The organism is Streptomyces purpureus, assembly GCF_014648195.1.
Classification (GTDB): Bacteria; Actinomycetota; Actinomycetes; order Streptomycetales; family Streptomycetaceae; genus Streptomyces; species Streptomyces purpureus.
The window spans coordinates 1-22,129 of record NZ_BMQQ01000022.1 but is presented as its reverse complement, the minus strand read 5'-3'; the positions used below and the strand labels follow the sequence as shown (position 1 = coordinate 22,129).

At 70.8% G+C, this 22,129-nt stretch carries 20 protein-coding genes; 4 read left to right on the top strand and 16 right to left on the bottom strand.

Translation table 11 applies throughout. The features are described from left to right. The 9 genes from lepB (IEZ01_RS35160) to IEZ01_RS24505 form a co-directional block, all read right to left on the bottom strand. A partial coding sequence (lepB, locus tag IEZ01_RS35160; protein ID WP_229833206.1) for a signal peptidase I occupies positions 1-494 on the bottom strand: 494 nt, incomplete at its 3' end. Then, complete coding sequence (gene lepB, locus IEZ01_RS24540) at positions 409-1,479, bottom strand: signal peptidase I (RefSeq protein WP_019889785.1); 1,071 nt, start codon at positions 1,477-1,479, stop codon at positions 409-411. The genes lepB (IEZ01_RS35160) and lepB (IEZ01_RS24540), both read right to left, overlap by 86 nt. Beyond that, on the bottom strand, positions 1,472-2,221 hold the full coding sequence (lepB, locus tag IEZ01_RS24535) for a signal peptidase I (RefSeq protein WP_189203814.1): 750 nt from the start codon (positions 2,219-2,221) through the stop codon (positions 1,472-1,474). The genes lepB (IEZ01_RS24540) and lepB (IEZ01_RS24535) overlap by 8 nt, the downstream gene beginning before the upstream one ends. A 60-nt stretch (positions 2,222-2,281) precedes the next feature. After that, positions 2,282-2,632 carry a 50S ribosomal protein L19 gene (gene rplS, locus IEZ01_RS24530; protein ID WP_019889783.1) on the bottom strand — a complete coding sequence of 117 codons (351 nt, stop codon included), beginning with the start codon at positions 2,630-2,632 and terminating at the stop codon, positions 2,282-2,284. A 133-nt stretch (positions 2,633-2,765) separates the two neighbouring features. Then, positions 2,766-3,587 carry a tRNA (guanosine(37)-N1)-methyltransferase TrmD gene (gene trmD, locus IEZ01_RS24525; protein ID WP_019889782.1) on the bottom strand — a complete coding sequence of 274 codons (822 nt, stop codon included), beginning with the start codon at positions 3,585-3,587 and terminating at the stop codon, positions 2,766-2,768. Beyond that, entirely contained in the window at positions 3,584-4,165 is a 582-nt protein-coding gene (gene rimM / locus IEZ01_RS24520; RefSeq protein ID WP_189203812.1) for a ribosome maturation factor RimM, read from the bottom strand. The genes trmD and rimM overlap by 4 nt, the downstream gene beginning before the upstream one ends. Positions 4,166-4,260: 95 nt before the next feature. Continuing rightward, on the bottom strand, positions 4,261-4,500 hold the full coding sequence (locus IEZ01_RS24515; protein WP_005311361.1) for an RNA-binding protein: 240 nt from the start codon (positions 4,498-4,500) through the stop codon (positions 4,261-4,263). 2 nt (positions 4,501-4,502) lie between these two features. After that, entirely contained in the window at positions 4,503-4,943 is a 441-nt protein-coding gene (gene rpsP, locus IEZ01_RS24510) for a 30S ribosomal protein S16 (protein ID WP_019889780.1), read from the bottom strand. A 155-nt stretch (positions 4,944-5,098) separates the two neighbouring features. Next, positions 5,099-5,692, bottom strand: a complete 594-nt coding sequence (locus tag IEZ01_RS24505) for a hypothetical protein (RefSeq protein WP_019889779.1) — start codon at positions 5,690-5,692, stop codon at positions 5,099-5,101. 480 nt (positions 5,693-6,172) lie between these two features. On the opposite strand from IEZ01_RS24505, the gene IEZ01_RS24500 reads away from it, so the two are divergent. Continuing rightward, on the top strand, positions 6,173-7,036 hold the full coding sequence (locus IEZ01_RS24500; protein ID WP_189203810.1) for a methyltransferase domain-containing protein: 864 nt from the start codon (positions 6,173-6,175) through the stop codon (positions 7,034-7,036). A 171-nt stretch (positions 7,037-7,207) separates the two neighbouring features. Here the strand turns inward: IEZ01_RS24500 and ftsH are convergent, their stop codons facing one another. The 6 genes from ftsH to nsdA all read right to left on the bottom strand — a co-directional run bounded on the left by ftsH (position 7,208) and on the right by nsdA (position 17,046). After that, positions 7,208-9,127: an ATP-dependent zinc metalloprotease FtsH gene (gene ftsH, locus IEZ01_RS24495; RefSeq protein ID WP_189203808.1), complete on the bottom strand. Its 1,920-nt coding sequence runs from the start codon at positions 9,125-9,127 to the stop codon at positions 7,208-7,210. Between the two features lie 167 nt (positions 9,128-9,294). Next, positions 9,295-10,845, bottom strand: coding sequence for a signal recognition particle protein (gene ffh / locus IEZ01_RS24490; protein WP_019889776.1), 1,551 nt, complete (start codon positions 10,843-10,845; stop codon positions 9,295-9,297). Positions 10,846-11,073: 228 nt separating this feature from the next. Continuing rightward, entirely contained in the window at positions 11,074-13,512 is a 2,439-nt protein-coding gene (locus IEZ01_RS24485; RefSeq protein WP_019889775.1) for a [protein-PII] uridylyltransferase, read from the bottom strand. A 28-nt stretch (positions 13,513-13,540) separates the two neighbouring features. Then, positions 13,541-13,879, bottom strand: coding sequence for a P-II family nitrogen regulator (locus tag IEZ01_RS24480; RefSeq protein WP_020629241.1), 339 nt, complete (start codon positions 13,877-13,879; stop codon positions 13,541-13,543). Continuing rightward, on the bottom strand, positions 13,876-15,222 hold the full coding sequence (locus IEZ01_RS24475; RefSeq protein ID WP_019889773.1) for an ammonium transporter: 1,347 nt from the start codon (positions 15,220-15,222) through the stop codon (positions 13,876-13,878). Before IEZ01_RS24475 ends, IEZ01_RS24480 begins: the two co-directional genes overlap by 4 nt. Positions 15,223-15,576: 354 nt before the next feature. Then, positions 15,577-17,046 carry a transcriptional repressor NsdA gene (gene nsdA / locus IEZ01_RS24470; protein WP_189203799.1) on the bottom strand — a complete coding sequence of 490 codons (1,470 nt, stop codon included), beginning with the start codon at positions 17,044-17,046 and terminating at the stop codon, positions 15,577-15,579. Between the two features lie 449 nt (positions 17,047-17,495). Here nsdA and IEZ01_RS24465 point away from each other — a divergent pair, with 449 nt between their 5' ends. Further along, positions 17,496-18,161 carry a bifunctional DNA primase/polymerase gene (locus IEZ01_RS24465; RefSeq protein WP_019889771.1) on the top strand — a complete coding sequence of 222 codons (666 nt, stop codon included), beginning with the start codon at positions 17,496-17,498 and terminating at the stop codon, positions 18,159-18,161. Positions 18,162-18,250: 89 nt separating this feature from the next. Here IEZ01_RS24465 and ftsY read toward each other — a convergent pair whose 3' ends face one another. Next, the gene (gene ftsY / locus IEZ01_RS24460) at positions 18,251-19,483 is read right to left on the bottom strand and encodes a signal recognition particle-docking protein FtsY (protein WP_189203797.1); all 1,233 of its coding nucleotides are present in this window, start codon (positions 19,481-19,483) and stop codon (positions 18,251-18,253) included. A 98-nt stretch (positions 19,484-19,581) separates the two neighbouring features. Between ftsY and IEZ01_RS24455 the strand changes: the two genes are divergently transcribed. Together IEZ01_RS24455 and IEZ01_RS24450 are read left to right on the top strand one after the other, a co-directional pair. Next, entirely contained in the window at positions 19,582-21,024 is a 1,443-nt protein-coding gene (locus tag IEZ01_RS24455; RefSeq protein ID WP_189203795.1) for a cytosine permease, read from the top strand. Between the two features lie 59 nt (positions 21,025-21,083). Next, positions 21,084-22,085 (top strand): LLM class flavin-dependent oxidoreductase, encoded by a 1,002-nt coding sequence (locus IEZ01_RS24450; RefSeq protein ID WP_189203793.1) that lies wholly within the window; start codon positions 21,084-21,086, stop codon positions 22,083-22,085. Positions 22,086-22,129 lie beyond the last annotated feature (44 nt).

Genomic DNA, 22,129 nt, shown 5'->3' with positions numbered 1-22,129 from the left:
CCGACGGCGATGACCCGCTTGATCAGGTCCTTGTCCTCGGCGGAGGGCATGAGGCCGATGAAGCTCAGGAATTCCTGGATGACGTTGGGCTCGGGGGTGGGCTCGCCCTCCAGCCAGCCGCCGGGGTCGTGGAAGACGACGACCTCGCCGCGCTGGGGCTCGGAGCCGAACCACGGGGTCAGCTTGTCGACCAGGACACGGTCGCCGCGCTGCAGGGTGTTCATCATCGAGTCCGAGGGGATCGAGAACGCCTGCACGAGGAAGGTCTTGATCAGCAGCGCCAGGACGAGGGCGATACCGATCAGCAGCGGCAGTTCTTTCCAGAACGAACGTTGCTTCTTGGCGTCCGCAGGGCCGCTGTCGCCGCCGTCCGCGTCGGGGGACTCGCCGTCGGGACGGCTGCCGGAGTCATCCGTCATGGCTGCGGGCGAGCCTGCGAGCGGCTCGGGCCCCTCCTCGGGCCCTTCGTGTCCGGATCGTGCGCCGACCGCCACATCCCCCACATCCACTCCTCACTCCGTGCAATTGCCTGCCCCAAGCCAGAGACAGCCCTATCACTCCCATAACGAGCGGGAGTTCCGCAGGGGTCGGGAGCTGGATCAATCCGTTGAGATTCCGAGAAGACACACTATGCGACGGGCCGGGTGCGGCCGTAGACGCCGTCCGCGCGTCGGGGGGTTCGGGGACGGACGCGTACGTCTCCTTCTCCTCAAGGGTGCGCCAGTGGCTGAAGGGCCAGGCGATGACCACGGCCCGGCCGACGACCTGGTCCTCGGCGACGGTTCCCTGGAACGCCTCGTCGAGGTGGAAGCGGGAGTCGGCCGAGTTTGCCCGGTGGTCGCCCATCACGAAGAGGCGGCCCGGGGGCACCTTGACCGAGAACTTGATCTTCGAGGGTGCGTTTCCGGGGTGCAGGTACGGCTCGTCGATCGGTATGCCGTTGATGGTGATGCGCCCGTCGGCGTCGCAGCACTTCACGGTGTCGCCGCCGACCGCGACGACCCGCTTGATCAGGTCCTTCTCGTCGGCGGACGGCAGCAGTCCGATGAAGGTCAGGCCCTGCTTGATCTGCTTGAGGACGACCGGGTCCTCCTCCTGGGGGCCCGCCTCCTCCTGGAGCCAGCGGCCGGGGTCCTTGAAGACGACCACGTCGCCGCGCTGGGGCTTGGTGCCGAACCACGGGGTCAGCTTGTCCACCAGGACCCGGTCGCTGATCTGGATCGTCTGCTCCATGGATCCCGAGGGGATCACGAACGCCTGGACCAGGAAGGTCTTCAGGACAAGGGCTATGAGCAGCGCGACCGTGATCAGGAGGGGTATCTCCTTGATCGCGGAGCGTTGGCGGCGGCGTTTGACCTTGCGGGCGAGCTTGCGGCGCTCGGCGCGGCCGGGCAGGGGCCGGGCGCCGTCCGTGGGCCGCGAGCCCGTGGGCAGCCGGGTGTCGGCGCGATGGTGGGCGCGCCGGCCCCGGTTACCCATGGCCTCCGCCCGGCTTCGGGGCGGGTACGCGGTCGAAGGCGCAGGTGCCGCGGATGGAGGTCCAGCGTCCGAGCGGCCAGCCGATCCAGTCGGCGCGGCCGATGACCTGGTCGACGGGGACCATGCCGCCGCCGGGCGAGCCGAGGTGGTCGCGGGAGTCGCTGGATCTGCTGCGGTGGTCGCCCATGACCCAGAGGGTGCCTTGGGGCACGACGATGTCGAAGGGGACCTTCGAGGGGGCGTCTCCCAGGAAGAGGTACGTCTCCTGCACCGGTGTGCCGTTCACCTGGACCCTGCCCCCTTTGTCGCAGCAGACGACGCGGTCTCCGCCCACGCCGACGACCCGCTTCACGAAGTCGGTCTCGGCCGGCTCGGCGAGGCCGAGGGCCGCGGCGGCCCCGTGCAGGAGCCCCGTGACGGGGTTGTCCTGCGGCACCTCCTGGACGAAGGAGCCGGTGCCGTCGAAGACGACGACGTCGCCGCGGCGGGGCTCAGCGCCGAAACGGTACGCCAGTTTGTTCACCAGCACCCGGTCGCCCACTTCGAGGGTGGGTTCCATGGAGCTGCTGGGGATCAGGAAGGGCTGCACCACGAAGTGGCTGAGGAGTAGCAGGAAGAGGGTGCAGACGAGGCCGAGGAGCCCCGCGCCCCGCCAGGAGAGCCCTGGAACGCGCGCGGAGCGCGACCGCTCCTCCGTCGTGGAGGAGCGGTCGCGCTCCGTGTGCTGTGCTTCGGTGTCCATCGGGGGCAGAGCCTATCCGGCCACCCTGTGGGCCCGAGTGCGCGTGGTTGAGCCGGGGGCTCAGTTGTCGCGCTTCTCCTTGATCTTGGCGGCCTTGCCGCGCAGCTCACGCAGGTAGTAGAGCTTGGCGCGACGGACGTCACCGCGGCTGACGAGCTCGATCTTCTCGAAGATCGGGCTGTGCACCGGGAAGGTGCGCTCGACGCCGACGGAGAAGGAGACCTTGCGGACCGTGAAGGTCTCGCTGACGCCCGCGCCCTGGCGGCGGATGACGACGCCCTTGAACTGCTGGATACGGGAGCGGTTGCCCTCGATGACGCGGACGTGGACGTTGACGGTGTCACCCGGGCGGAAGGCCGGGACGTCCGAGCGCAGGGAGGCGGCGTTCACGCCGTCGAGCAGGTGAGACATGTTCTTCGTCTGCTTTCTTCGCACGACGCCACAGGTCGCCGAGCGGGAGTTCGGTTGAGAATTCGGAGCTGTTCCACCACGTCTGCGACGGTCCCCCTGTGGCAGGGGCGCAGTGCGGGCGTACAGCAGCGGCCTATTCTTCCATGGCCTGCGGCCTGCGCCAAAATCGGCCGTCGGGCTCGGGGGCCCAGCCGAGCATCGAGAGGATTTCGCGGTCCTTCTTGTCGAAGGCGGCGGGGTCGCAGCGTTCGATCAGGTCGGGGCGGTGCAGGGCGGTGCGCCGGAAGGCCTCGTCGCGGCGCCAGCGGGCGATCTTGCCGTGGTGTCCGCTGAGCAGGACGTCGGGGATGGTGCGGCCGCGCCACTCGGGTGGCTTGGTGTAGACGGGGCCTTCGAGGAGGTTGGCCATGGCGCCGGGGGCGAAGGAGTCGTCGCGGTGGGATTCGGCGTTGCCGAGGACGCCGGGGAGAAGCCGGGCGACGGCTTCGGTGATGACGAGGACGGCGGCTTCTCCGCCGGCGAGGACGTAGTCGCCGATGGAGACCTCGTAGACGGGTATGCGGGTGGCGTACTCGTCCATGACCCGGCGGTCGATGCCTTCGTAGCGGGCCGGGGTGAAGATCAGCCAGGGCCGCTGGGAGAGCTCGACGGCGAGTTCCTGGGTGAAGGGGCGGCCGCTGGGGGTGGGTACGACCATGACGGGTCCCTGGGCGCCGGTCTCGTAGCCGTCGGCCATGATCTGGTCGAGGGCGTCGCCCCAGGGTTCGGTCTTCATGACCATGCCGGGGCCGCCGCCGTAGGGGGTGTCGTCGACGGTGTTGTGGCGGTCGTAGGTCCACTGCCGCAGGTCGTGCAGGTGGACGTCGAGCTGGCCACGCGCGCGTGCCTTGCCGACGAGCGAGACGTTCAGCGGCTCCAGGTACTCGGGGAAGATCGAGACGACGTCGAGTCTCATGCCTGGGTGCCCTTGGTGGCCTGGTCGTCGTCGTGGTGGCCGTCGTCGCGGGAGGAGACGATCTCGGCGCGGTCGTCGATCAGCCCGGGCGGGGGGTTGATGACGGCCTTCTGCTCGGCGAGGTCGATGTCGGTGACGATCTCCTCGACGAAGGGGATCATGAGCTCGGTGCCGTCGGGGCGTTCGACGATGAAGAGGTCCTGGGACGGCAGGTGGGAGATCTCGGCGATCCGGCCGATCTCGGTGCCGTCGGCGAGGACGACGTCGAGGTCCATGAGCTGGTGGTCGTAGAACTCGTCCTCGTCCTCGGGGCGCTCGTCGGGGTCGACGTCGGCGATGAGGAGGGTGTTGCGCAGGGCTTCGGCGGCGTTGCGGTCCCGTACGCCTTCGAAGCGGAGCAGCAGCCTGCCGCTGTGGACGCGGCCGGTCTCGATGGTCAGCGGCCCGGCGGAGGCCGGGTCGGTGAGCAGTACGGCTCCGGGGCCGAGCCGCAGTTCAGGCTCGTCGGTGCGTACCTCGACGGTGACCTCGCCCTTGATGCCGTGGGCGCGGCCGATCCGCGCGACTACCAGCTGCACTACTCACTCTCCTGTCATACGGCGACGGGCCGGGGCGGACCGTGAGGCCCTCCCCGGCCCGTGCCGGCGCTTCTCAGGTTAAACAGCCAACTTGATCAGCGAACCTGGTCCACGTCGACGAGGTCGACGCGGATTCCACGGCCGCCGATGGCGCCCACGACGGTGCGCAGCGCACGCGCGGTGCGGCCGTTGCGGCCGATCACCTTGCCGAGGTCGTCGGGGTGGACCCGGACCTCGAGCACGCGGCCGCGGCGCAGGTTGCGCGAGGCGACCTGCACATCGTCAGGGTTGTCGACGATGCCCTTCACGAGGTGCTCGAGAGCCTCCTCGAGCATGCTCAGGCCTCGGTCGACTCGGTGGACGCAGCCTCAGCCTCGTCCGCCTTCTTGTCGGCCTTCTTCGCCTTGGGGGTGATGGCCTCACCCTTGGCGTCGTCGCCCTCGAGGGACTTCGCGAACGCGTCGAAGGAGGCGCGCTTGTCCTCCTTCGTCGCCGGCTGCAGCAGCGGCGCCGGGGCCGGCAGGCCCTTGTGCTTCTGCCAGTCGCCGGTGAGCTTCAGGATCGCGAGGACCGGCTCGGTCGGCTGGGCGCCGACGGACAGCCAGTACTGCGCGCGCTCCGAGTTGACCTCGATGCGGGACGGGTTCTGCACCGGGTGGTACAGGCCGATCTCCTCGATGGCCCGGCCGTCACGGCGGGTACGGGAGTCGGCGACGACGATGCGGTAGTGAGGCGAACGGATCTTGCCCAGACGCTTCAGCTTGATCTTGACTGCCACTGGAGTGGTGTCTCCTGGTCTTGACGTGGTTGGGCACAACGAGATGCCACGTGGGGTTGCGGTACTCGGGTGCCCGATGGACGCGTCAGCCGGAGGAGAGAGGGGTCCTGTGCGACTGTCGAGTACAGCTAGCCATTGTGCCACACGCGTCCGGCTCAGCTCGCGGCGCCCACCGCTTCGGGGATGCGGAAGGGCTTGCCGCAGCCGCCGCAGACGATCGGGGCCTGGGCGAGGACCGACGGGACCACGCGTACGTTGCGTCCGCAGTCGCAGACGGCCTTGACGCGCACGCCGCCGCCGGAGGAGCCGTGCCGGGCGGCCGGTCCGCGGAAGGAGCGCTTGGTGTCGGCGGTCGTGGCGGCGGTGTGCGCCTTGAGGGCGCGCTGGAGCCGCTCGATCGTCGGGCGGTAGCGGCGCTTGGCCTCGGGGTTGAGCGTGACCAGGGAGAATCCGCTGCTGGCGTGCGGCTCCTCGGGGTGGTCCAGGCCCATCTCCTCGGCGATCGCCAGGAATCTGCGGTTGTGGTACCGGCCGGCTCGGGAGGTGTCGCGGACCCCTCGGGCTGCGGCGATGCCGTGGACTGCCTCATGGAGCAGTCGTTCGAAGGAGAGCTCGGCGCCACAGGCGGACGACGACTCTCCGATCAGGGACTCGGGCGCGGCAAGGTCCGGCAGCTCGGGGTGGTGCCGCTGAATGTCGGCCCACGCCTGTGCCAGCTCTGCGGCGAGAACAGGTGGTGTCGTGCTCACGTCGCTTACAACGAGCCGGGACGCTGCCGGGTTCCATTCCGGGGCATCCCAAATATTTTGCACGTACCCGTCAGTTGCCATTGATGCGTCCTCACGAGGGCCAGTGCGCTGATCTGCGGAGAAGGCTCACAGCTCACACCAAGGTGGTACGTAGTGGCGCGTGCGCCCCCGCGTGCGGGTGAAATCCGTGCGCCCGGCGCGCCGTTGTGCGGCGTGGCGCGTGGCGTGCGGGGCTCTTGGGGGCCCGTGCGTCGACAGCGACAGTACCGGCGCGGTGGGGGCGGTACGGCATCGACCCGGGCGGGTTGGCCGGATGGTCACCTTCGGCCGACCGGGTGGAAGCGTGGCCGCGCGACCACTGGACGGCGGGACGGATGCGGAGTTCCCTGGCATAGCGGGGGATGCGAGCGCACGTAACGGGGGCTGTCAATCAGGGCACGGACGCACAGATGGACCTCTCGGCGGATTGGGGCGCTTTCTATGACACCTACGCTCGTTCGGCACCGACCCCAGCTGGACCTGGCTCCGGCGGCCGCGGACGCGTCCGCGCGCGCCCGGGACTGGGCCGAGATCCAGGAACGGATGCTGGTACCGCTCTACGAGGCGGTGTACGGGCACCTCGACGTCGGCGCCGGGACGCGGCTGCTGGGCCTGGGCTGCGGTTCGGGGCTCGCGCTGCTGCTGGCCGCGGGACGCGGCGCGCAGGTCACGGGCGTGGACTCGGACCACGCGCGCGTGGAGCTGGCCCGGGAGCGGCTGCGGCCGGGGCCCGGTGACGGCGGGCGGCGGGACGCCAGGCTGGTGGCCGGAGGCCCCGCGGACGCCGTGGACCCGGCCTCTCCCCCGTACACCTTGATCACCGCCTTTCACCCGATCGGGTGCACGGCGGGGGACGAGGAAGAACTCGCCCCGACGCTGGCGGCGGTGTCGGCGGCGGCCGAGCGGGGCAGTGCGGTGGTACTGACCGCGTGGGGGCCGCCGGAGCGGTGCGCCACCTCGGCGGTCATGCGGGTGGCGGCGAAGCTGGCCGAACGTATGCGGGCGCGGCGCCGCGGCACGGGCGGCTGGCGGCCCGCGCAGCGGGACGCGCTTGAGGAGATCGCGGCGGGCGCGGGCCTCAGGCCGGACGGCTCGGGCCGGGTGGCGTGCCCGTTCGGGTACGCGGACATGACGAGCGCGGTGCGGGGCCTGCTGTCGACCGGGGCCTTCGACGCGGCGGTGGCGGCGACGGACCAGCGCCAGGTGGAGAAGGAACTGACGGAGGCGCTGCATCCGCATGTGCGGCGGGACGGCACGGTGTGGATGCCGAACGTCTTCCGCTATCTGATCGCCCGAACGGCGTAAACCTGTCGGAGCGGAACGCTCGACGCGGTACGGCCTGCGCCCGGGCGGGCCGCCGTGGAAGCCGCGTCGAGGCGGGGCCCCTTCGAGGACGCGGCTCTCCGCGCTGTCCGGGCACGCCCGGACGGCGGCTGGGGGGCCGAGCGCGGCCGCTGCGCCGAGCTGCCCACGCCCTCAGTCGGTCTCCTTGGCGAGGCGGGTGATGCCGGCGGCGCGGTAGGCGGCTTCCTCCTCGAGGGATTCGGCTTCCAGGAGGGCCGCGGCGAGGGCGTCCAGGCGGTCGCGGTTCTCGCGGAGCTGGCGACAGGCGCTCTCGTAGCACTCGTCGACGATGCGGCGCATCTCGCCCTCGACCGCGTCGAGGGTGGCGGGCGCCGCGGACAGGCCGTAGGCCTGTTGGACGTCGGAGGGGATGGCGGTGAGGCGGCCGACGAGCTCGCTCATCCCCCAGCGGCCGACCATGCCGCGGGAGAGGCGGGTGACCTGCTCCAGGTCGCTCTCGGAGCCGGTGGTGACGACGCCGAAGACGACGTGTTCGGCGGCCATGCCGCCGAGCGCGCCGATGATCCGGCCGCGCAGGTACTCCTCGGTGTAGGCGTACTTGTCGGACTCGGGTGTGGACAACGTGACACCGAGGGCGCGTCCGCGCGGCACGATGGTGACCTTGCGGACAGGGTCGGCGCCGGGCTGGAGCATGCCGAGCAGGGCGTGGCCGCTCTCGTGGTAGGCGGTGCGGCGGCGTTCCTCCACGGGCATGACCAGGGCCCGTTCGGCGCCGAGCTGCACCTTCTCCAGGGCGTCGGAGAGGTCGGACTGGGTGACCGCGGGCTGCCCGCGTTTGACGGCGAGCAGGGCGGCCTCGTTGGCGAGGTTGGCCAGTTCGGCTCCGGTCATGCCGGGGGTGGTGCGGGCGACCTGGACGAGGTCGACGTTGTCGGCGAGTGGGATCTCCCGGGTGTGGATCTTGAGGATGGCCTCGCGCCCGCCGCGGTCGGGCGGGGAGACGTGGACGATGCGGTCGAAGCGGCCGGGGCGGGTGAGGGCGGGGTCGAGGACGTCGGCGCGGTTGGTGGCGGCGAGGACGATGACGCCTTCGGAGCCGGTGAAGCCGTCCATCTCGGTGAGGATCTGGTTGAGGGTCTGTTCGCGCTCGTCGTGCCCGCCCATGGCGGCGCCGCCGCCTCGGGCCCGGCCGATGGTGTCGATCTCGTCGATGAAGACGATGGCAGGGGCGACCTTGCGGGCCTCGGCGAAGAGTTCCCGTACCCGTGAGGCGCCCACGCCGACGATCATCTCGATGAACTCGGAGGCGGAGGCGGAGAAGAACGGCACGCCCGCCTCGCCGGCGACCGCGCGCGCGAGGAGGGTCTTTCCGGTCCCGGGCGGGCCCGCGAGCAGCACGCCGCGCGGCATCTTGGCGCCCATGTCGCGGTAGGCCTGGGGGTTCTTGAGGAAGTCGACGACGTCGTTGAGTTCGCCCTCGACTTCGTCGATGCCGGCGACGTCGTCGAAGGTGGTGCGTTTGACGTGTTCGAGTTCGACGGGTTTGGGGGGTGCTTTGCGGCCGAGCATGCCGCCGGCGCCCATTCCGGCGCTCATACGCCGGGCGATGAACACCCACAGGAGGACGAGGAGCAGCATCGGGGCGAGGGACAGGAGGAGATTGGCGAGGAAGCTGCGTTCCTGGACGACGGGTTCGGCGGTGACGGTGACCTGCTGCTCGGTGAGTTCGGTCCAGAGCCTGTCGTCGGCGAAGGCGGGGCGCTGGGTGGTGAACTTGGTGTAGTCACCCTCGCCGTCGGGAATTGGCTGTTTGTTCTTCAGCTGCCCCTGGATGGCGTCGCCCTTGGAGTAGATCTTGGTGACGTTGCCGGAGGTGACCTGTTTGCTGAATTCGGTGTACGAGATCGTCGGCTCGTCTCCGTCGTTGAAGAAGCCGAGGATCAGATTGGTGATCAGGTAGACCACCAGCGCGGCGAGGATGAGGCCGCCCCAGCCGCCGGGCATCTTCTTCTTCGGCGTCGGGGGCGGCGGCGCCCCTTCGGAGCGCCACGGCTGGTCCGTCCGTTCGCGCGGGGGTACGGGGTTGGCCACGCTGCTCTCCTCAAGCCGACGTCAGCCCCATTATTCGAGAACGTGATCAACCCGGCATCACGGACATGTCCCCTGAGGTTGCCGGGTGGCATCCGGCGTACGGGCATACGGAAGGGCCCGGGACCGTCCCCCGGTCCCGGGCCCTTCGTCGTCCGTACGGCGGCTGATCAGCCCATGAACTTCTTGAACTCGTCCGGCAGCTCGAAGTCCTTGCCCGGCTCACCCGCGGGCAGCCCGAACGCGCCACCGGCCTGGGTCTGCTCGCGGCGGACCGCGGCGGCCTGCTCCTCGGCCTTGCGCTTCATCGGGTTGCCGCTCTTGCGCTTGCCCTTGGCCTGCTTCTGCTGCTTCTTCTGCCGGCCGGGGCCGCCGCCCATGCCCGGGATCCCCGGCATGCCCGGCATACCGCCGCCCTGGGCCATCCGGGACATCATCTTGCGGGCGTCGAAGAACCGCTCGACCAGCTGCTTGACCGCGCTGACCTCGACGCCGGAGCCCTTGGCGATGCGGGCGCGGCGCGAGCCGTTGATGATCGTCGGGTCGTGGCGCTCGGCCGGGGTCATCGACTTGATGATCGCGGCCGTACGGTCGACGTCCCGCTCGTCGATGTTGTTGATCTGCTCCTTCATCTGGCCCATGCCGGGGAGCATGCCGAGCAGCTTGGAGATGGAGCCCATCTTCCTGACCTGCTCCATCTGGGCCAGGAAGTCGTCGAGGGTGAAGTCCTTGCCCTTGCTGCTCGCCAGCTTGGAGGCCATCTTGGCGGCCTCTTCCTGGCTGAAGGTCTGCTCGGCCTTCTCGATGAGCGAGAGCATGTCGCCCATGCCGAGGATGCGGGACGCCATGCGGTCCGGGTGGAACGCGTCGAAGTCGTCCAGCTTCTCGCCGTTGGAGGCGAACATGATCTGGCGGCCGGTGACGTGCGCGATGGAGAGCGCGGCACCACCGCGGGCGTCGCCGTCGAGCTTGGAGAGCACGACGCCGTCGAAGCCGACGCCGTCGCGGAAGGCCTCCGCGGTGTTGACGGCGTCCTGGCCGATCATGGCGTCGACGACGAAGAGGACCTCGTCGGGCGAGACCGCGTCGCGGATGTCCGCGGCCTGCTGCATCAGCTCCTGGTCGATGCCCAGGCGGCCGGCGGTGTCGACGATGACGACGTCGTGGAGCTTGGTACGGGCGTACTCGACCGAGTCCTTGGCCACCTGGACCGGGTCGCCGACGCCGTTGCCCGGCTGCGGTCCGTAGAAGCCGACGCCGGCGCGCTCGGCGACGACGCCGAGCTGGGTGACGGCGTTCGGGCGCTGGAGGTCACAGGCGACGAGCAGCGGGGTGTGGCCCTGGCCCTTGAGCCAGAGACCGAGCTTTCCGGCGAGGGTGGTCTTACCGGCACCCTGGAGACCGGCGAGCATGATCACGGTCGGGCCGGACTTGGCGAACCGCAGGCGCCGGGTCTCGCCACCGAGGATCGTGACAAGCTCGTCGTTGACGATCTTGATGAACTGTTGCGCCGGATTGAGCGCCTTGGAGAGCTCGGCGCCGAGCGCCCGCTCCTTCACGCTCTTGATGAACGCTCGCACGACCGGCAGCGCGACATCGGCCTCGAGGAGGGCGATACGGATCTCGCGCGCGGTGGCGTCGATGTCCGCCTCGGTGAGGAGCCCCTTGCCGCGGAGATTCTTGAAAGTGGCTGAAAGGCGATCGGAGAGGGTATCGAACACGGCGGTCGCGGATCCTCAATGTCGGGGGCGGGCGGACGGACTGCCCTCCAGGGTATCCGGCCGCTCAAAGTACGTGCCCTCGCCCGCCGAAATCTGGCAGGCGAGGGCACGATAGCCCCGCGTGCGCGGGGAGCAGTTGGACACTCTGTCCGACCGATAGGCGAATACCGGACCATCCCCGCTCGTGCGGGGAGCACCCCGGTGTTCAACGACCCGCGCGCCTTTACGTCACCGCAGCGCCCCCTCCAGCGCCTGTGCCACGTCCATCGCCTCCTCGTCCGACAGGGCAGAGCCGTCCGGGCGCGTCACGTACAGCGTGTCGACCGCGTTCGCGCCCAGCGTCGAGACGTGGGCGCTCCGGACCCGTACCGCCGCCCCCTCCAGAGCCCGGCCGATGCGGTGCAGCAGCCCTGGGGCGTCCTGGGCGCGGACCTCGATGACCGTGGCGTGGTGGGAGGCGGCCGGGGCCACCGTCACGCGAGGCGGCGGGGCCTGCACTCCCCGGCGTCGGGGGTACGCGGCTTCGCGTTCGGCGAGGCGGGCCGGGACGTCCAGGGAGCCGTCCAGGGCGCGCAGGAGGTCGGCGCGCAGGCGGGTGGCCTGGGGCAGGGAGCCGTATTCGGCGGCGACGCGCCAGTTCAGGACGAGGACGGAGGTGGTGCCGAGGTCGCCGGGGAGGTCGACGGCGCGCAGGTCGGCGGCGCGGACGGTGAGGCGGTGCAGGGCGAGGACGCCGGCGGCGGCGGGCAGGACGCCGGGCTGGTCGGGGACGGCGATGAGCAGTTCGACGCCGACGGGTTCGGGGGCGCCGTCCTCGGGCGCCGTCTCGGGGTGGGCGTGCAGGGTGAGGACGGGTTCGCCGGTGCGCAGGGCTTCAATGGCGAGGCGTTCTTGTTCGGCGCTGGGTTCGGCGGGTTCGGGCTGGTCCGATTTCTCGCCGGCGAGGACGGCCGTGACGCGTTTGACCAGGTCGGCGACGAGGGAGCCGCGCCAGGAGGACCAGGCGGCGGGGCCGGTGGCGAGGGCGTCGGCCTCGGTGAGGGCGTGCAGCAGTTCGAGGGTGCCCACCGTGCCGATCGCGTCGGCGACCTGGGCCACGGTAGCCGGGTCGTCGAGGTCGCGCCGGGTGGCGGTCTCGACGAGGAGCAGGTGGTGGCGGACGAGGGTGGCGATGGTGGCGACGTCGTGCCGGTCGAAGCCGATCCGGGCGGCCGCGTCGCGGGCGATGGTCTCGCCGGCGACGGAGTGGTCGCCGGGCCATCCTTTGCCGACGTCGTGGAGGAGGGCGGCGACGAGGAGGAGGTCGGGGCGGCCGACGCGGCGGGTGAGCAGGGAGGCGCGTACGGCGGTCTCGACGAGGTGGCGGTCGACGGTCCAGGTGTGGACGGGGTTGCGCTGGGGGCGGCAGCGGACGCGTTCCCAGTCGGGCAGGAGGCGGCTGACGAGGCCTTCTGCCTCCAGGGCGTCCCAGACGGGGACGGTGGGCTCGCCGGCGCCGAGGAGGGTGACGAGGGCTTCGCGGGCTTCGGCGGGCCAGGGCACGGGCAGCGGGCCGGTGGCGGCGGCGAGGCGGCGTACGGCGTGCGGGGAGAGCGGAAGGGCGGCCAGGGCGGCCGCGGCGGCGGCGCGCAGGGGCAGGACGGGGTCGCGTTCGGGGCGAGCGGTGCGGGCGAGGACGGCCTCGCCGTCCATCTCGACAACGCCTTCGGCGAGCGGGGTCCGTTCGACGGGCGGTTTTCCGCCGCCGATGAGGGCGCGCAGGCGGGGCCTTACGGAGCGGGCCCGCAGGACGCGGCCCACCTCGCGCCAGGTGACGTCGGTGGCGTAGGCGATGGTGCGGGCGGCTTCGTAGACCTCGCGCAGGAGGGTGTCGGCGTCCAGGAGGCCGAGGTGTCCGGCGACAGTGTCCTGCTCCTGGAGGGCGAGCCGGTCGGTGGCGCGGCCGGTGGTGAGGTGGAGGGCGTCGCGGGTGTCGAGGAGGACGCGGCGGGCTTCGGCGAGGCCGCCGCGGGGGGCGTCGGCGACCCAGGAGGCGGCGACGGCGCGCAGCGCGGTGGCGTCGCGCAGTCCGCCGCGGGCCTCTTTGAGATCGGGTTCGAGGAGGAATTGCAGTTCGCCCTGGCGTTCGGCGCGCTCGCGGCAGAGGGCGTCGAGTTCGGGGAGGCGTTTGGGTGCCTGGTTGCGCCAGTCGGCGAGGACGGCGGTGCGCAGGTTGGTGACGAGCGCGGGGTCACCGGCGAGGGGGCGGGCGTCGAGGAGGCCGAGGTGGGCCTTGAGATCGTCGGTGGCGGTCTTGCGGGCCTCGGCGGGGGTGCGTACGGAGTGGTCGAGGGCGAGGCCGAGGTCCCAGACGGGGTACCAGATCCGGTCGGCGAGGGCGGCGATCTCGCGGGGGCTCGCCGTGCCGTCGTGCAGGAGGACGAGGTCGAGGTCGCTGCGGGGGGAGAGTTCGCCGCGGCCGTAGCCGCCGACGGCCGCCAGGGCGGTTCCGCGGGGTGGGGCGGCGGCGGTGAAGAGGGCGCCGAGCCACTCGTCGGTGAGGCGGGCGAGGGCGGCACGCCGCGGCGACCCGGGCCGCGCCTTCTCGCTGAGGAGGCGCAGCCGGGCCGCCGCGTAGCCGCTGGGTCCCGAGTCTTCCGTTTCCGTGCTCGTGTCGAGGCTCGTCACCCGGCAGCCTGCCTTTCGGTGGTCGCGGTTACAGAGCGTCCGGGCCGCGTTCGCCGGTGCGGACCCGTACCGCGGTCTCGACCGGAACGCTCCAGACCTTGCCGTCACCGATCTTGCCGGTGCGGGCGGCCTTCACGACAACGTCGATGAGCTGTTCGGCGTCCTCGTCGTCGGCCAGCACCTCGATGCGGATCTTGGGGACGAGGTCGACGGTGTACTCGGCGCCCCGGTAGACCTCGGTGTGGCCGCGCTGACGGCCGTAGCCGCTGGCTTCGGTGACGGTCAGGCCGTGCACTCCGAAGGCCTGCAGGGCCTCCTTGATCTCGTCGAGCCGGTGCGGCTTCACGACGGCCGTGATGAGCTTCATGCATCCACCTTCTTGGTCTCCTGTGCTACGGGGGCGGGGGCGGCGGTGGTGCGCGAGGAGGCGCCGCCGCCGGCTCCGCTGAAGTCGTACGCGGTCTCGGCGTGCTCGACCTGGTCGATGCCGGAGATCTCGTCGTCCTCGGAGACCCGCATGCCGATGGCCTTGTCGACGAGGAAGGCGAGGACCGCCGAGACGATCAGAGAGTAGGCGAGGACGGCGACGACTCCGATGGCCTGCTTGCCGAGCTGTTCCAGGCCGCCGCCGTAGAAGAGGCCCTTGGCCTCGGACTGGACGCCGCCGGTGGCGAAGAAGCCGACGAGGAGGGAGCCGGCGATGCCGCCGACGAGGTGGACGCCGACGACGTCGAGGGAGTCGTCGTAGCCGAACTTGTACTTGAGGCCGACGGCCATGGCGCAGAGCAGGCCGGCGATGGCGCCGATGGCGATCGCGCCGAGCGGGGAGCAGGAGCCGCCGGCGGGGGTGATGGCGACGAGGCCGGCGACGGCGCCGGAGGCCGCGCCGAGGGTGGTGAAGGCGCCGTGGCGGATCTTCTCGTAGGCGAGCCAGGCGAGCATGGCGGCGGCGGTGGCGACCTGGGTGTTGACGAACATCACCGCGCCTACGCCGTCGTCGTTGCCGAGCCAGGAGCCGGCGTTGAAGCCGAACCAGCCGAACCACAGGAGTCCCGCGCCGAGCATGACCAGCGGGAGGCTGTGGGGGCGCATCGGATCCTTCTTGAAGCCGACGCGCTTGCCGATGACGAGGATGACGCCGAGGGCGGCAGCGCCGGCGTTGATGTGGACGGCGGTGCCGCCGGCGAAGTCGATGACGCCCATCTCGAAGAGCCAGCCGCCGGAGCCCCAGACCCAGTGGGCGACGGGGAAGTAGACGACGGTGGCCCACAGGGCGATGAAGAGCGCCCAGGCGGTGAACTTGACGCGGTCCGCGAGGGCGCCGCTGATCAGGGCGGGCGTGATGATCGCGAACATCAGCTGGAAGACGGCGAAGACGTAGACCGGGATGGTGTAGCCGGGCCACAGTTCGGTGATGCCGATGCCGCTGAGGCCGACGTACTCGGAGGACCAGCCGATGAGCGATCCGGAGTCGGTGCCAAACGCGACGCTGAAGCCGTAGAGCACCCACAGGATCGTGACGATCCCGAGGCTGATGAAGCTCATCATCAGCATGTTGAGCGTGGATTTGACGCGGACCATGCCTCCGTAGAAGAAGGCGAGTGCCGGGGTCATCAGCATGACCAGGGCGGAGCAGATGAGCATGAACCCGGTGTTGGCGGCAGACAGCTCGGGGGCGTCTGCGGCCAGGGTCGTGATGGCTGGTGCCATCGGCGTCTCCTCGTCGTCGTACGGCCTGTGCGGGGGCGGGGCCGGAGCGGCTGGCCATGAGGGGTGGCCGGTTATGACGCCCGAGGTTGGCGCAGCGCCGTTTCGGCCGATGCCGCTCGATGTTTCGCGGCAGTGACGAAGAGGCGGGGCGTGTTACGCCGCCATGAACTGGAGGGTCACGGGGAGGTCACGGGAGTACCCTCCGCGGGTGTCGCCCAGGGGGCGCCCACCGGGGTCGTCCGGGCCGTGGACGCGGACCGGCCGCGACAGTGACCCGTTGACCTGGCGGGGGGAGCCGAGTCGGGCTGTACGGGGTGGCTGTCGCGGCCGGGGTTCCGGGGGTGGCGGGGTGGGTCAGACCGCTTCGGCGGCCTCGGGGAGCTGGGCGGTGAGCAGGTCGGTGAGGCGTACGACTTCGGCCACGTCGCCGAAGTCGCGGGCGGCGGTGTCGACGGTCTTGCGCAGTCGGGTGTTGACCCGTTCGGAGCGGACGCTGCGGGCGACCGTGAGGGCCTTCTCGGCGAGGACGGTGGATTCCACGGGCTCGCGCTTGAGGAGGTGGACGGTGGCCATGCCGATCAGGTTGAGGGCGTAGGACCGCTGGTGTTCGCCGTCCTTGGCGAAGAGGTCGACGGCCCTTTCCATGACCGGTTCGGCGAGGGAGGCGTAGGTGGGGCTGCGGCCGGCGACGTAGGCGAGGTCGCGGTAGGAGTGGGCGTTCTCGCCGTTGAGTTCGGCTTCGGAGAAGAAGCGGATCCAGTCGGGCTCGGGTTCGCCGTCGAGGCCGGCGTCGGCGAAGGTGTCCTCGGCCATGCGGACGGCTCGTTTGCACTTGCTGGGCTGGCCCATGTTGGCGTAGGCGCGGGCCTCCATCGCATACAGCATGGCCTGGGTGCGCGGGGTGGCGCAGTCGCGGCTGCCGTACTGGGCGAGGTGGATGAGTTCGAGGGCGTCGTCGGGCCGGCCGAGGTGGATCATCTGGCGGCTCATGGAGGAGAGGATGTACGAGCCGAGGGGTTTGTCGCCGGCTTCCTTGGCGGCGTGCAGGGCGAGGACGAAGTACTTCTGGGCGGTGGGGTGCAGGCCGACGTCGTAGCTCATCCAGCCGGCCAGTTCGGCCAGTTCGGCGGCGCATTTGAAGAGCCGCTGGGAGGTGGCGGGGGGCTGGGGTTCCTGGAGCAGGTCGGTGACTTCGTGGAGCTGGCCGACGACGGCTTTGCGGCGTAGTCCGCCGCCGCACTGGGCGTCCCACTGCCGGAACATGGCGGTGGTGGATTCGAGCAGGTCGAGTTCGGCCCGGGAGAGGCGGTGGGGGCGGCGGGCGACGGGCTCGGGGCGGGCGGGCTCGGCGGCCGGTGAGGGGACGAGCCAGCGCTGCATCGGTTCGATGAGGGAGGGTCCCGCGGCGAGCGCCAGGGAGGTGCCGAGGAAGCCGCGCCGGGCGAGCATGAGGTCGCTGCGGGAGAACTCGCTGAGGAGTTCGACGGTCTGGGGGCCGGCCCAGGGCAGGTCGACTCCGGACACCGAGGGTGACTGGTGGGCGGTGCGCAGGCCGAGGTCCTCGATGGCGACGACGCTGCCGAACCGCTCGGAGAAGAGCTCCGAGAGGATGCGCGGGATCGGCTCGCGGGGCTGTTCGCCGTCGAGCCAGCGGCGGACACGGGAGGTGTCCGTGCTGATGTGGTGTGCGCCCATCTGGCGCGCCCGGCGGTTCACTTGACGCGCGAGCTCGCCCTTCGACCAGCCGCTGCGCATGAACCACGAGCTCAGTTGCTCGTTCGGGCGCTTGCCGGCATTCGTACCGTCTGCGCCACTGCCGCCCACTGGAACGCCCCCATCCGCTGGATCTCAGGTGGAACCTCTGTTGTGCGAACCCCTATCAGAATGCCGTGAGTTGCGGCATCCCTCCGGAGCATGTCCCCCTTCAAACAGACGTCGCAGACTGGTTCGGCATGCCTCCGGCATACCCGTGCGCGCGACCGTTCCCGGGGTCCGTGTACCGAAAGTAATCCTACGATCACCGGTCCAGCGAGGTGGATTCAAGAATCGCCACCATTCGCCACCCCTTCGAATGAACGCGCCAGGGACCGGACGCGATTCACTTGACATGCGACGAACGAGAGTCGGCGGAGGGTTGCACGCGCGGGCGTGCGCCGCCGTCCGCACCACCCCTCTCACCCCATCGCGCCGTCGGAGCCGGACCGGCCGCGACGCAGAGTCAGGTGCAGACTCCAGCTCGTAACCACCGGCGACTTCCACCCGTTGGAGGGGGCATGGGCTTCACGATCGGCAGTAGCCGGGGGATCAGGGAGATCCGATCCGGCTCTTGGCGCCGCGGGCGCGCCGCGGAGGGCACTGCGGTGGCCGAGTACACAGGGCTGTGGGGGTGGGACGTGGTCCCGGGCGCCCGGGCGGCCGCGGGCCGCTGCTCCTGCGGCGAGGCGTCCTGTACGGCCCCGGGCGCGCATCCGCTGACCTTCGCCCCGGAGGTCCCGGCGGGCGCGGGGCTCGACGAGGCGACCCGGGCCTGGGCCGAGTTCCCGGGGGCCGCGCTGATGCTCCCGGTGGGCCGGGCCTTCGACATCATCGAGGTTGCCGAGGGGGCGGGCCGGCGGGCGCTGGTCCGTCTGGAGCGGATGGGGCTGCCGTTGGGCCCGGTGTCGGCGACGCCGATGGGGCGGGCGCAGTTCTTCGTGGCGCCGGGTGCGGCGGAGGAGCTGCCGCGGCTGCTGTACCGGATGGGCTGGGACGACGCCGGGCTGGATCTGCACTGTCTGGGGCCGGGCAGTCACATCACGGCCCCGCCGTCGGACCGCGGCGGTCAGGGGCCGGCTCGCTGGCTGCGGCCGCCGACGCTGGACACGGCGGGAGCGCCGCCGCAGGCGCGGCTGCTGCTGGGCACGCTGGCGTACATCTGCCACCGTTCGACGGCTTCGTAGCCGGCCGGGCCCGGCACAGGGCAGGAAATGCAGCAAGGGGTCCGAGGGCGCTGCCCTCGGACCCCTTGCTACGTGCGGGAAACGGTGGCCTAGGCCGGGTCGCCGATCAGGGCGTCGACGAAGACCTCCGGGTCGAAGGGGGCCAGGTCGTCGGGGCCCTCGCCGAGGCCGACGAGCTTGACCGGGACGCCCAGCTCGCGCTGGACGGCGACGACGATGCCGCCCTTGGCCGTGCCGTCGAGCTTGGTGAGGACGATGCCGGTGATGTCCACGACCTCGGCGAAGACGCGGGCCTGCACGAGGCCGTTCTGCCCGGTGGTGGCGTCGAGGACGAGCAGGATCTCGTCCAGCGGGCCGTGCTTCTCCACGACGCGCTTGACCTTGCCGAGCTCGTCCATCAGGCCGGTCTTGGTGTGCAGGCGGCCGGCGGTGTCGATGAGGACGACATCGGCGCCTTCCGCGATGCCTTCCTTGACCGCGTCGAAGGCGATCGAGGCCGGGTCGCCGCCCTCGGGGCCGCGGATCGTGCGGGCGCCGACGCGCTCGCCCCAGGTCTGGAGCTGGTCGGCGGCCGCGGCGCGGAAGGTGTCGGCGGCGCCGAGGACGACGGAGCGGCCGTCGGCGACCAGGACGCGCGCCAGCTTGCCGGTGGTGGTGGTCTTGCCGGTGCCGTTGACGCCGACGACCATGACGACGCCCGGGGTGTCCAGGCCGCTCTCGGTCTTCACGGCCCGGTCGAAGTCCGTGCCGAGGAGGGCGATGAGCTCCTCGCGGAGCAGGGCGCGCAGCTCCACGGGGGTGCGGGTGCCGAGGACCTTGACGCGCTCACGCAGCCGCTCGACGAGCTCCTGGGTGGGGGCGACGCCGACGTCGGCGGTCAGGAGGGTCTCCTCGATCTCCTCCCAGGTGTCCTCGTCGAGGTGCTCGCGCGACAGGAGCGTGAGCAGACCCTTGCCGAGGGTGTTCTGGGAGCGGGCGAGGCGGGCCCGGAGCCGGACGAGCCGGCCGGCGGTCGGCTCCGGGATCTCGATCTCGGGTGCGGGGGCCTCGGCGACGACCGGGTCCTCGACGGCGACAGGGGTCTCGACGGCCTCTTCGGCGGTCGGGAGGTCGACCTCCTCGATCGGGCGGCGTGGCTCGTCGCGCGGTGTCTCCGCCTCGTCGCCGACGTGCGGCTCGGCGGGCGGAGCGGTGATGGTCGGCGTGGTGGTCGGTGCCGTGGGCGGCAGCTGCTTCTTCTTGCGGCTGCTGATCACGAGGCCGCTGGTCACGACGACCGCGGCGACCAGGGCGATGACTACAGCAAGGATGACGATGTCCATAACCCGTCCAGTATCCCCCAGCACTACCGGCCGCTATCTGAGGCTTTGGGGGGAATGTACGATGCTGTGAACCCCCCACCTCTGCACGGAGCTGATCCATGTCCCACGACTCCGACGCCGAAGGCGCGATAGAGACCCGCGGTCTTGAGCCCGTCCCCGACGCCGAGCGGACCGGTCACGTCCGTGAGCTCTTCCCCACCTGGGTGGCAGCCAACATCAGTGTGCTGTTGCTCACGATGGGCGCGGGGTTGATCGTCTTCAACGGTCTGAACTTCTGGCAGGTCCTTCTCGTCGCGATCGCGGCGCCCGTGCTCTCGTACGGCATCGTCGGGCTGATCTCGATCGCCGGCAAGCGTGGCGGCTCGCCCGGCATGGCGCTGTCGCGGGCGGTCTTCGGGCAGCGGGGCAATCTCTTCCCCGGGTCGCTGATCTGGGTGGCGCGCTGGGGCTGGGAGACGATCAACGCGGTGACCGGCGCGTACGCCGTGCTGACCGTGCTGGATCTGCTCTTCGGTGTCGAGCCGAGCACGCCGCTGATCGTGGTGACGCTGCTGCTCTTCGTGGCGTGCACGTTCCTGGTGTCGGGGCTGGGGATCAACGCCCTGCGGGTGTGCAGCACCTGGTCGACGTATCTCTTCGGCGCGTTCTCGGTGCTGGTGCTGGTGTATCTGGTGGCCAACACCGACTGGTCGGCGGTGTTCGACAAGCCGGCGGGTTCGACGGCGATGATGGTCGCCGGTATCGGCACGATCGCGGCGGGCGGGATCAGCTGGGTGCCCTCGGGTCCGGACTTCACGCGCTATCTGCCGCGTACGGCCTCCTCCAAGGCGATGGTGGGCTCGACGATCGGCGGCGCGGGGATCGTGGTGCTGCCGATGGTGCTGATGGGTGCGGTGATGGCGGTCGGCACGCCTGGGCTTGCCTCGGCGCAGGACCCGGTCTCCTTCATCGGTGAGCTGCTGCCCACCTGGATCTCGGTGCCGTATCTGGTGATCGCGCTCATCGGGATGCTGCTGATCAACTCGATGTCGATGTATTCGGCCGGCTTCACCGCGCAGACCCTGGGCATCAAGGTGCCGCGTGCCTGGGCGGTCAGCGTGAACGCGGTGATCTCGCTGATCTTCGGCTTCCTGCTGATGGTGGTGGCGACCAGTTTCATCGGCTCGTTCATCTCCTTCCTGACGCTGCTGGCCGTGGCGTTCTCGGCGTGGATCGGTGTGTTCGGCGTGGACATGCTGCGTCGGCCGCGCTACGACGGGCAGGCACTGATGGACACGACCCGTACCAGCGCCTACTGGTACCGGGGCGGGTTCGCCTGGCCGGCGATGGCGGCCTGGGCGGTGGCGCTGGTGGTGGGTCTGCTGTTCACCAAGGTCGACTGGTTCGCCGGCCCGCTGGCGTCCTCCTGGATCGGGAAGAACGGTCTGGGCTGGGCGGTGACGATCGTGGTGGCGGCGGCGCTGTACGCCGTGCTGCCGCGGGCGGCCGGGTCGGGGTCGTCGGCGGATCCCGAGCCCGAGCGCGAGACTGTTTCCATCTGACATCACGTCAGCTAGCGTCCCCCTTCGCCGGATTCCGTTACGCGGAGGGGGACGTCTGCATGCCGTTCACAGTCGTACGGTTCAATCTCGTCGATCCCCATGCGACACCGCGGAGCCTGTCGGACCGCTACCGGGCGGCCCTGGAGATGGCCGCGTACGCGGACGACCGCGGGGTCGACACGGTCCAGACCGAGGAGCACCACGGCGTGGCCGACAACTGGCTGCCCTCGCCGTTCGCCTTCGCCGGCGCGGTCTTCGGGGCCACGCGCCGGATCACGGTCACCGTCTCGGCGATCATCGGGCCGCTGCACGATCCGCTGCGGCTGGCCGAGGAGATCGCGGTGCTCGATCTGCTGAGCCGGGGGCGGCTGGTGACGGTCGCCGGGATCGGCTACCGCCCGGAGGAGTACGCGGCGCACGGCGTGGACTGGGGGCGGCGGGGCAAACTGCAGGACCTGCTGCTGGAGACCCTGCTCAAGGCCTGGTCAGGGGAGCCGTTCAGCTATGAGGGCCGTACGGTGCGGGTCACCCCGCGCCCGTACACCGAGCCGCATCCGCTGCTGCTCGTGGGCGGCTCGTCGAAGGCGGCGGCGCGGCGGGCGGCCCGGCTGGGGCTGCCGTTCTTCCCGAGCGCGCATCTGCCGGAGCTGGAGGCGTACTACACGCGGCTGTGCGCGGAGTACGGCACCGAGGGGTGGACGATGATGCCGGCCGAGAGCACGCCGCTGCTGCATCTGTCCGAGGATCCGGACCGGACGTGGGGGCTGTACGGGGAGCACTTCCTGCACGAGGCGCGGACGTACGCGTCCTGGCAGTCGAAGGACATCCGCTCGGCGGTGCGGTCGGCGGCGACGACGGTGGCGGAGCTGCGGGCGGAGGGGGTGTACCGGGTGGTGACGCCGGACGAGTGCGTGGCGCTGGGAGCGGAGAGTCTGGTGCTGCATCCGCTGTGCGGCGGGATGCCCGTCGACGAGGCGTGGCGGAGCCTGCATCTGCTGGCGGAGAACGTACTGCCCCGGCTCAAGGAGTGGCGGGTTCTATTGATCCCCGCAACACCCTGAAGTTCAGGGAGTTGCGGGGATCGTGGATTTTGAGGTGCTGAAGG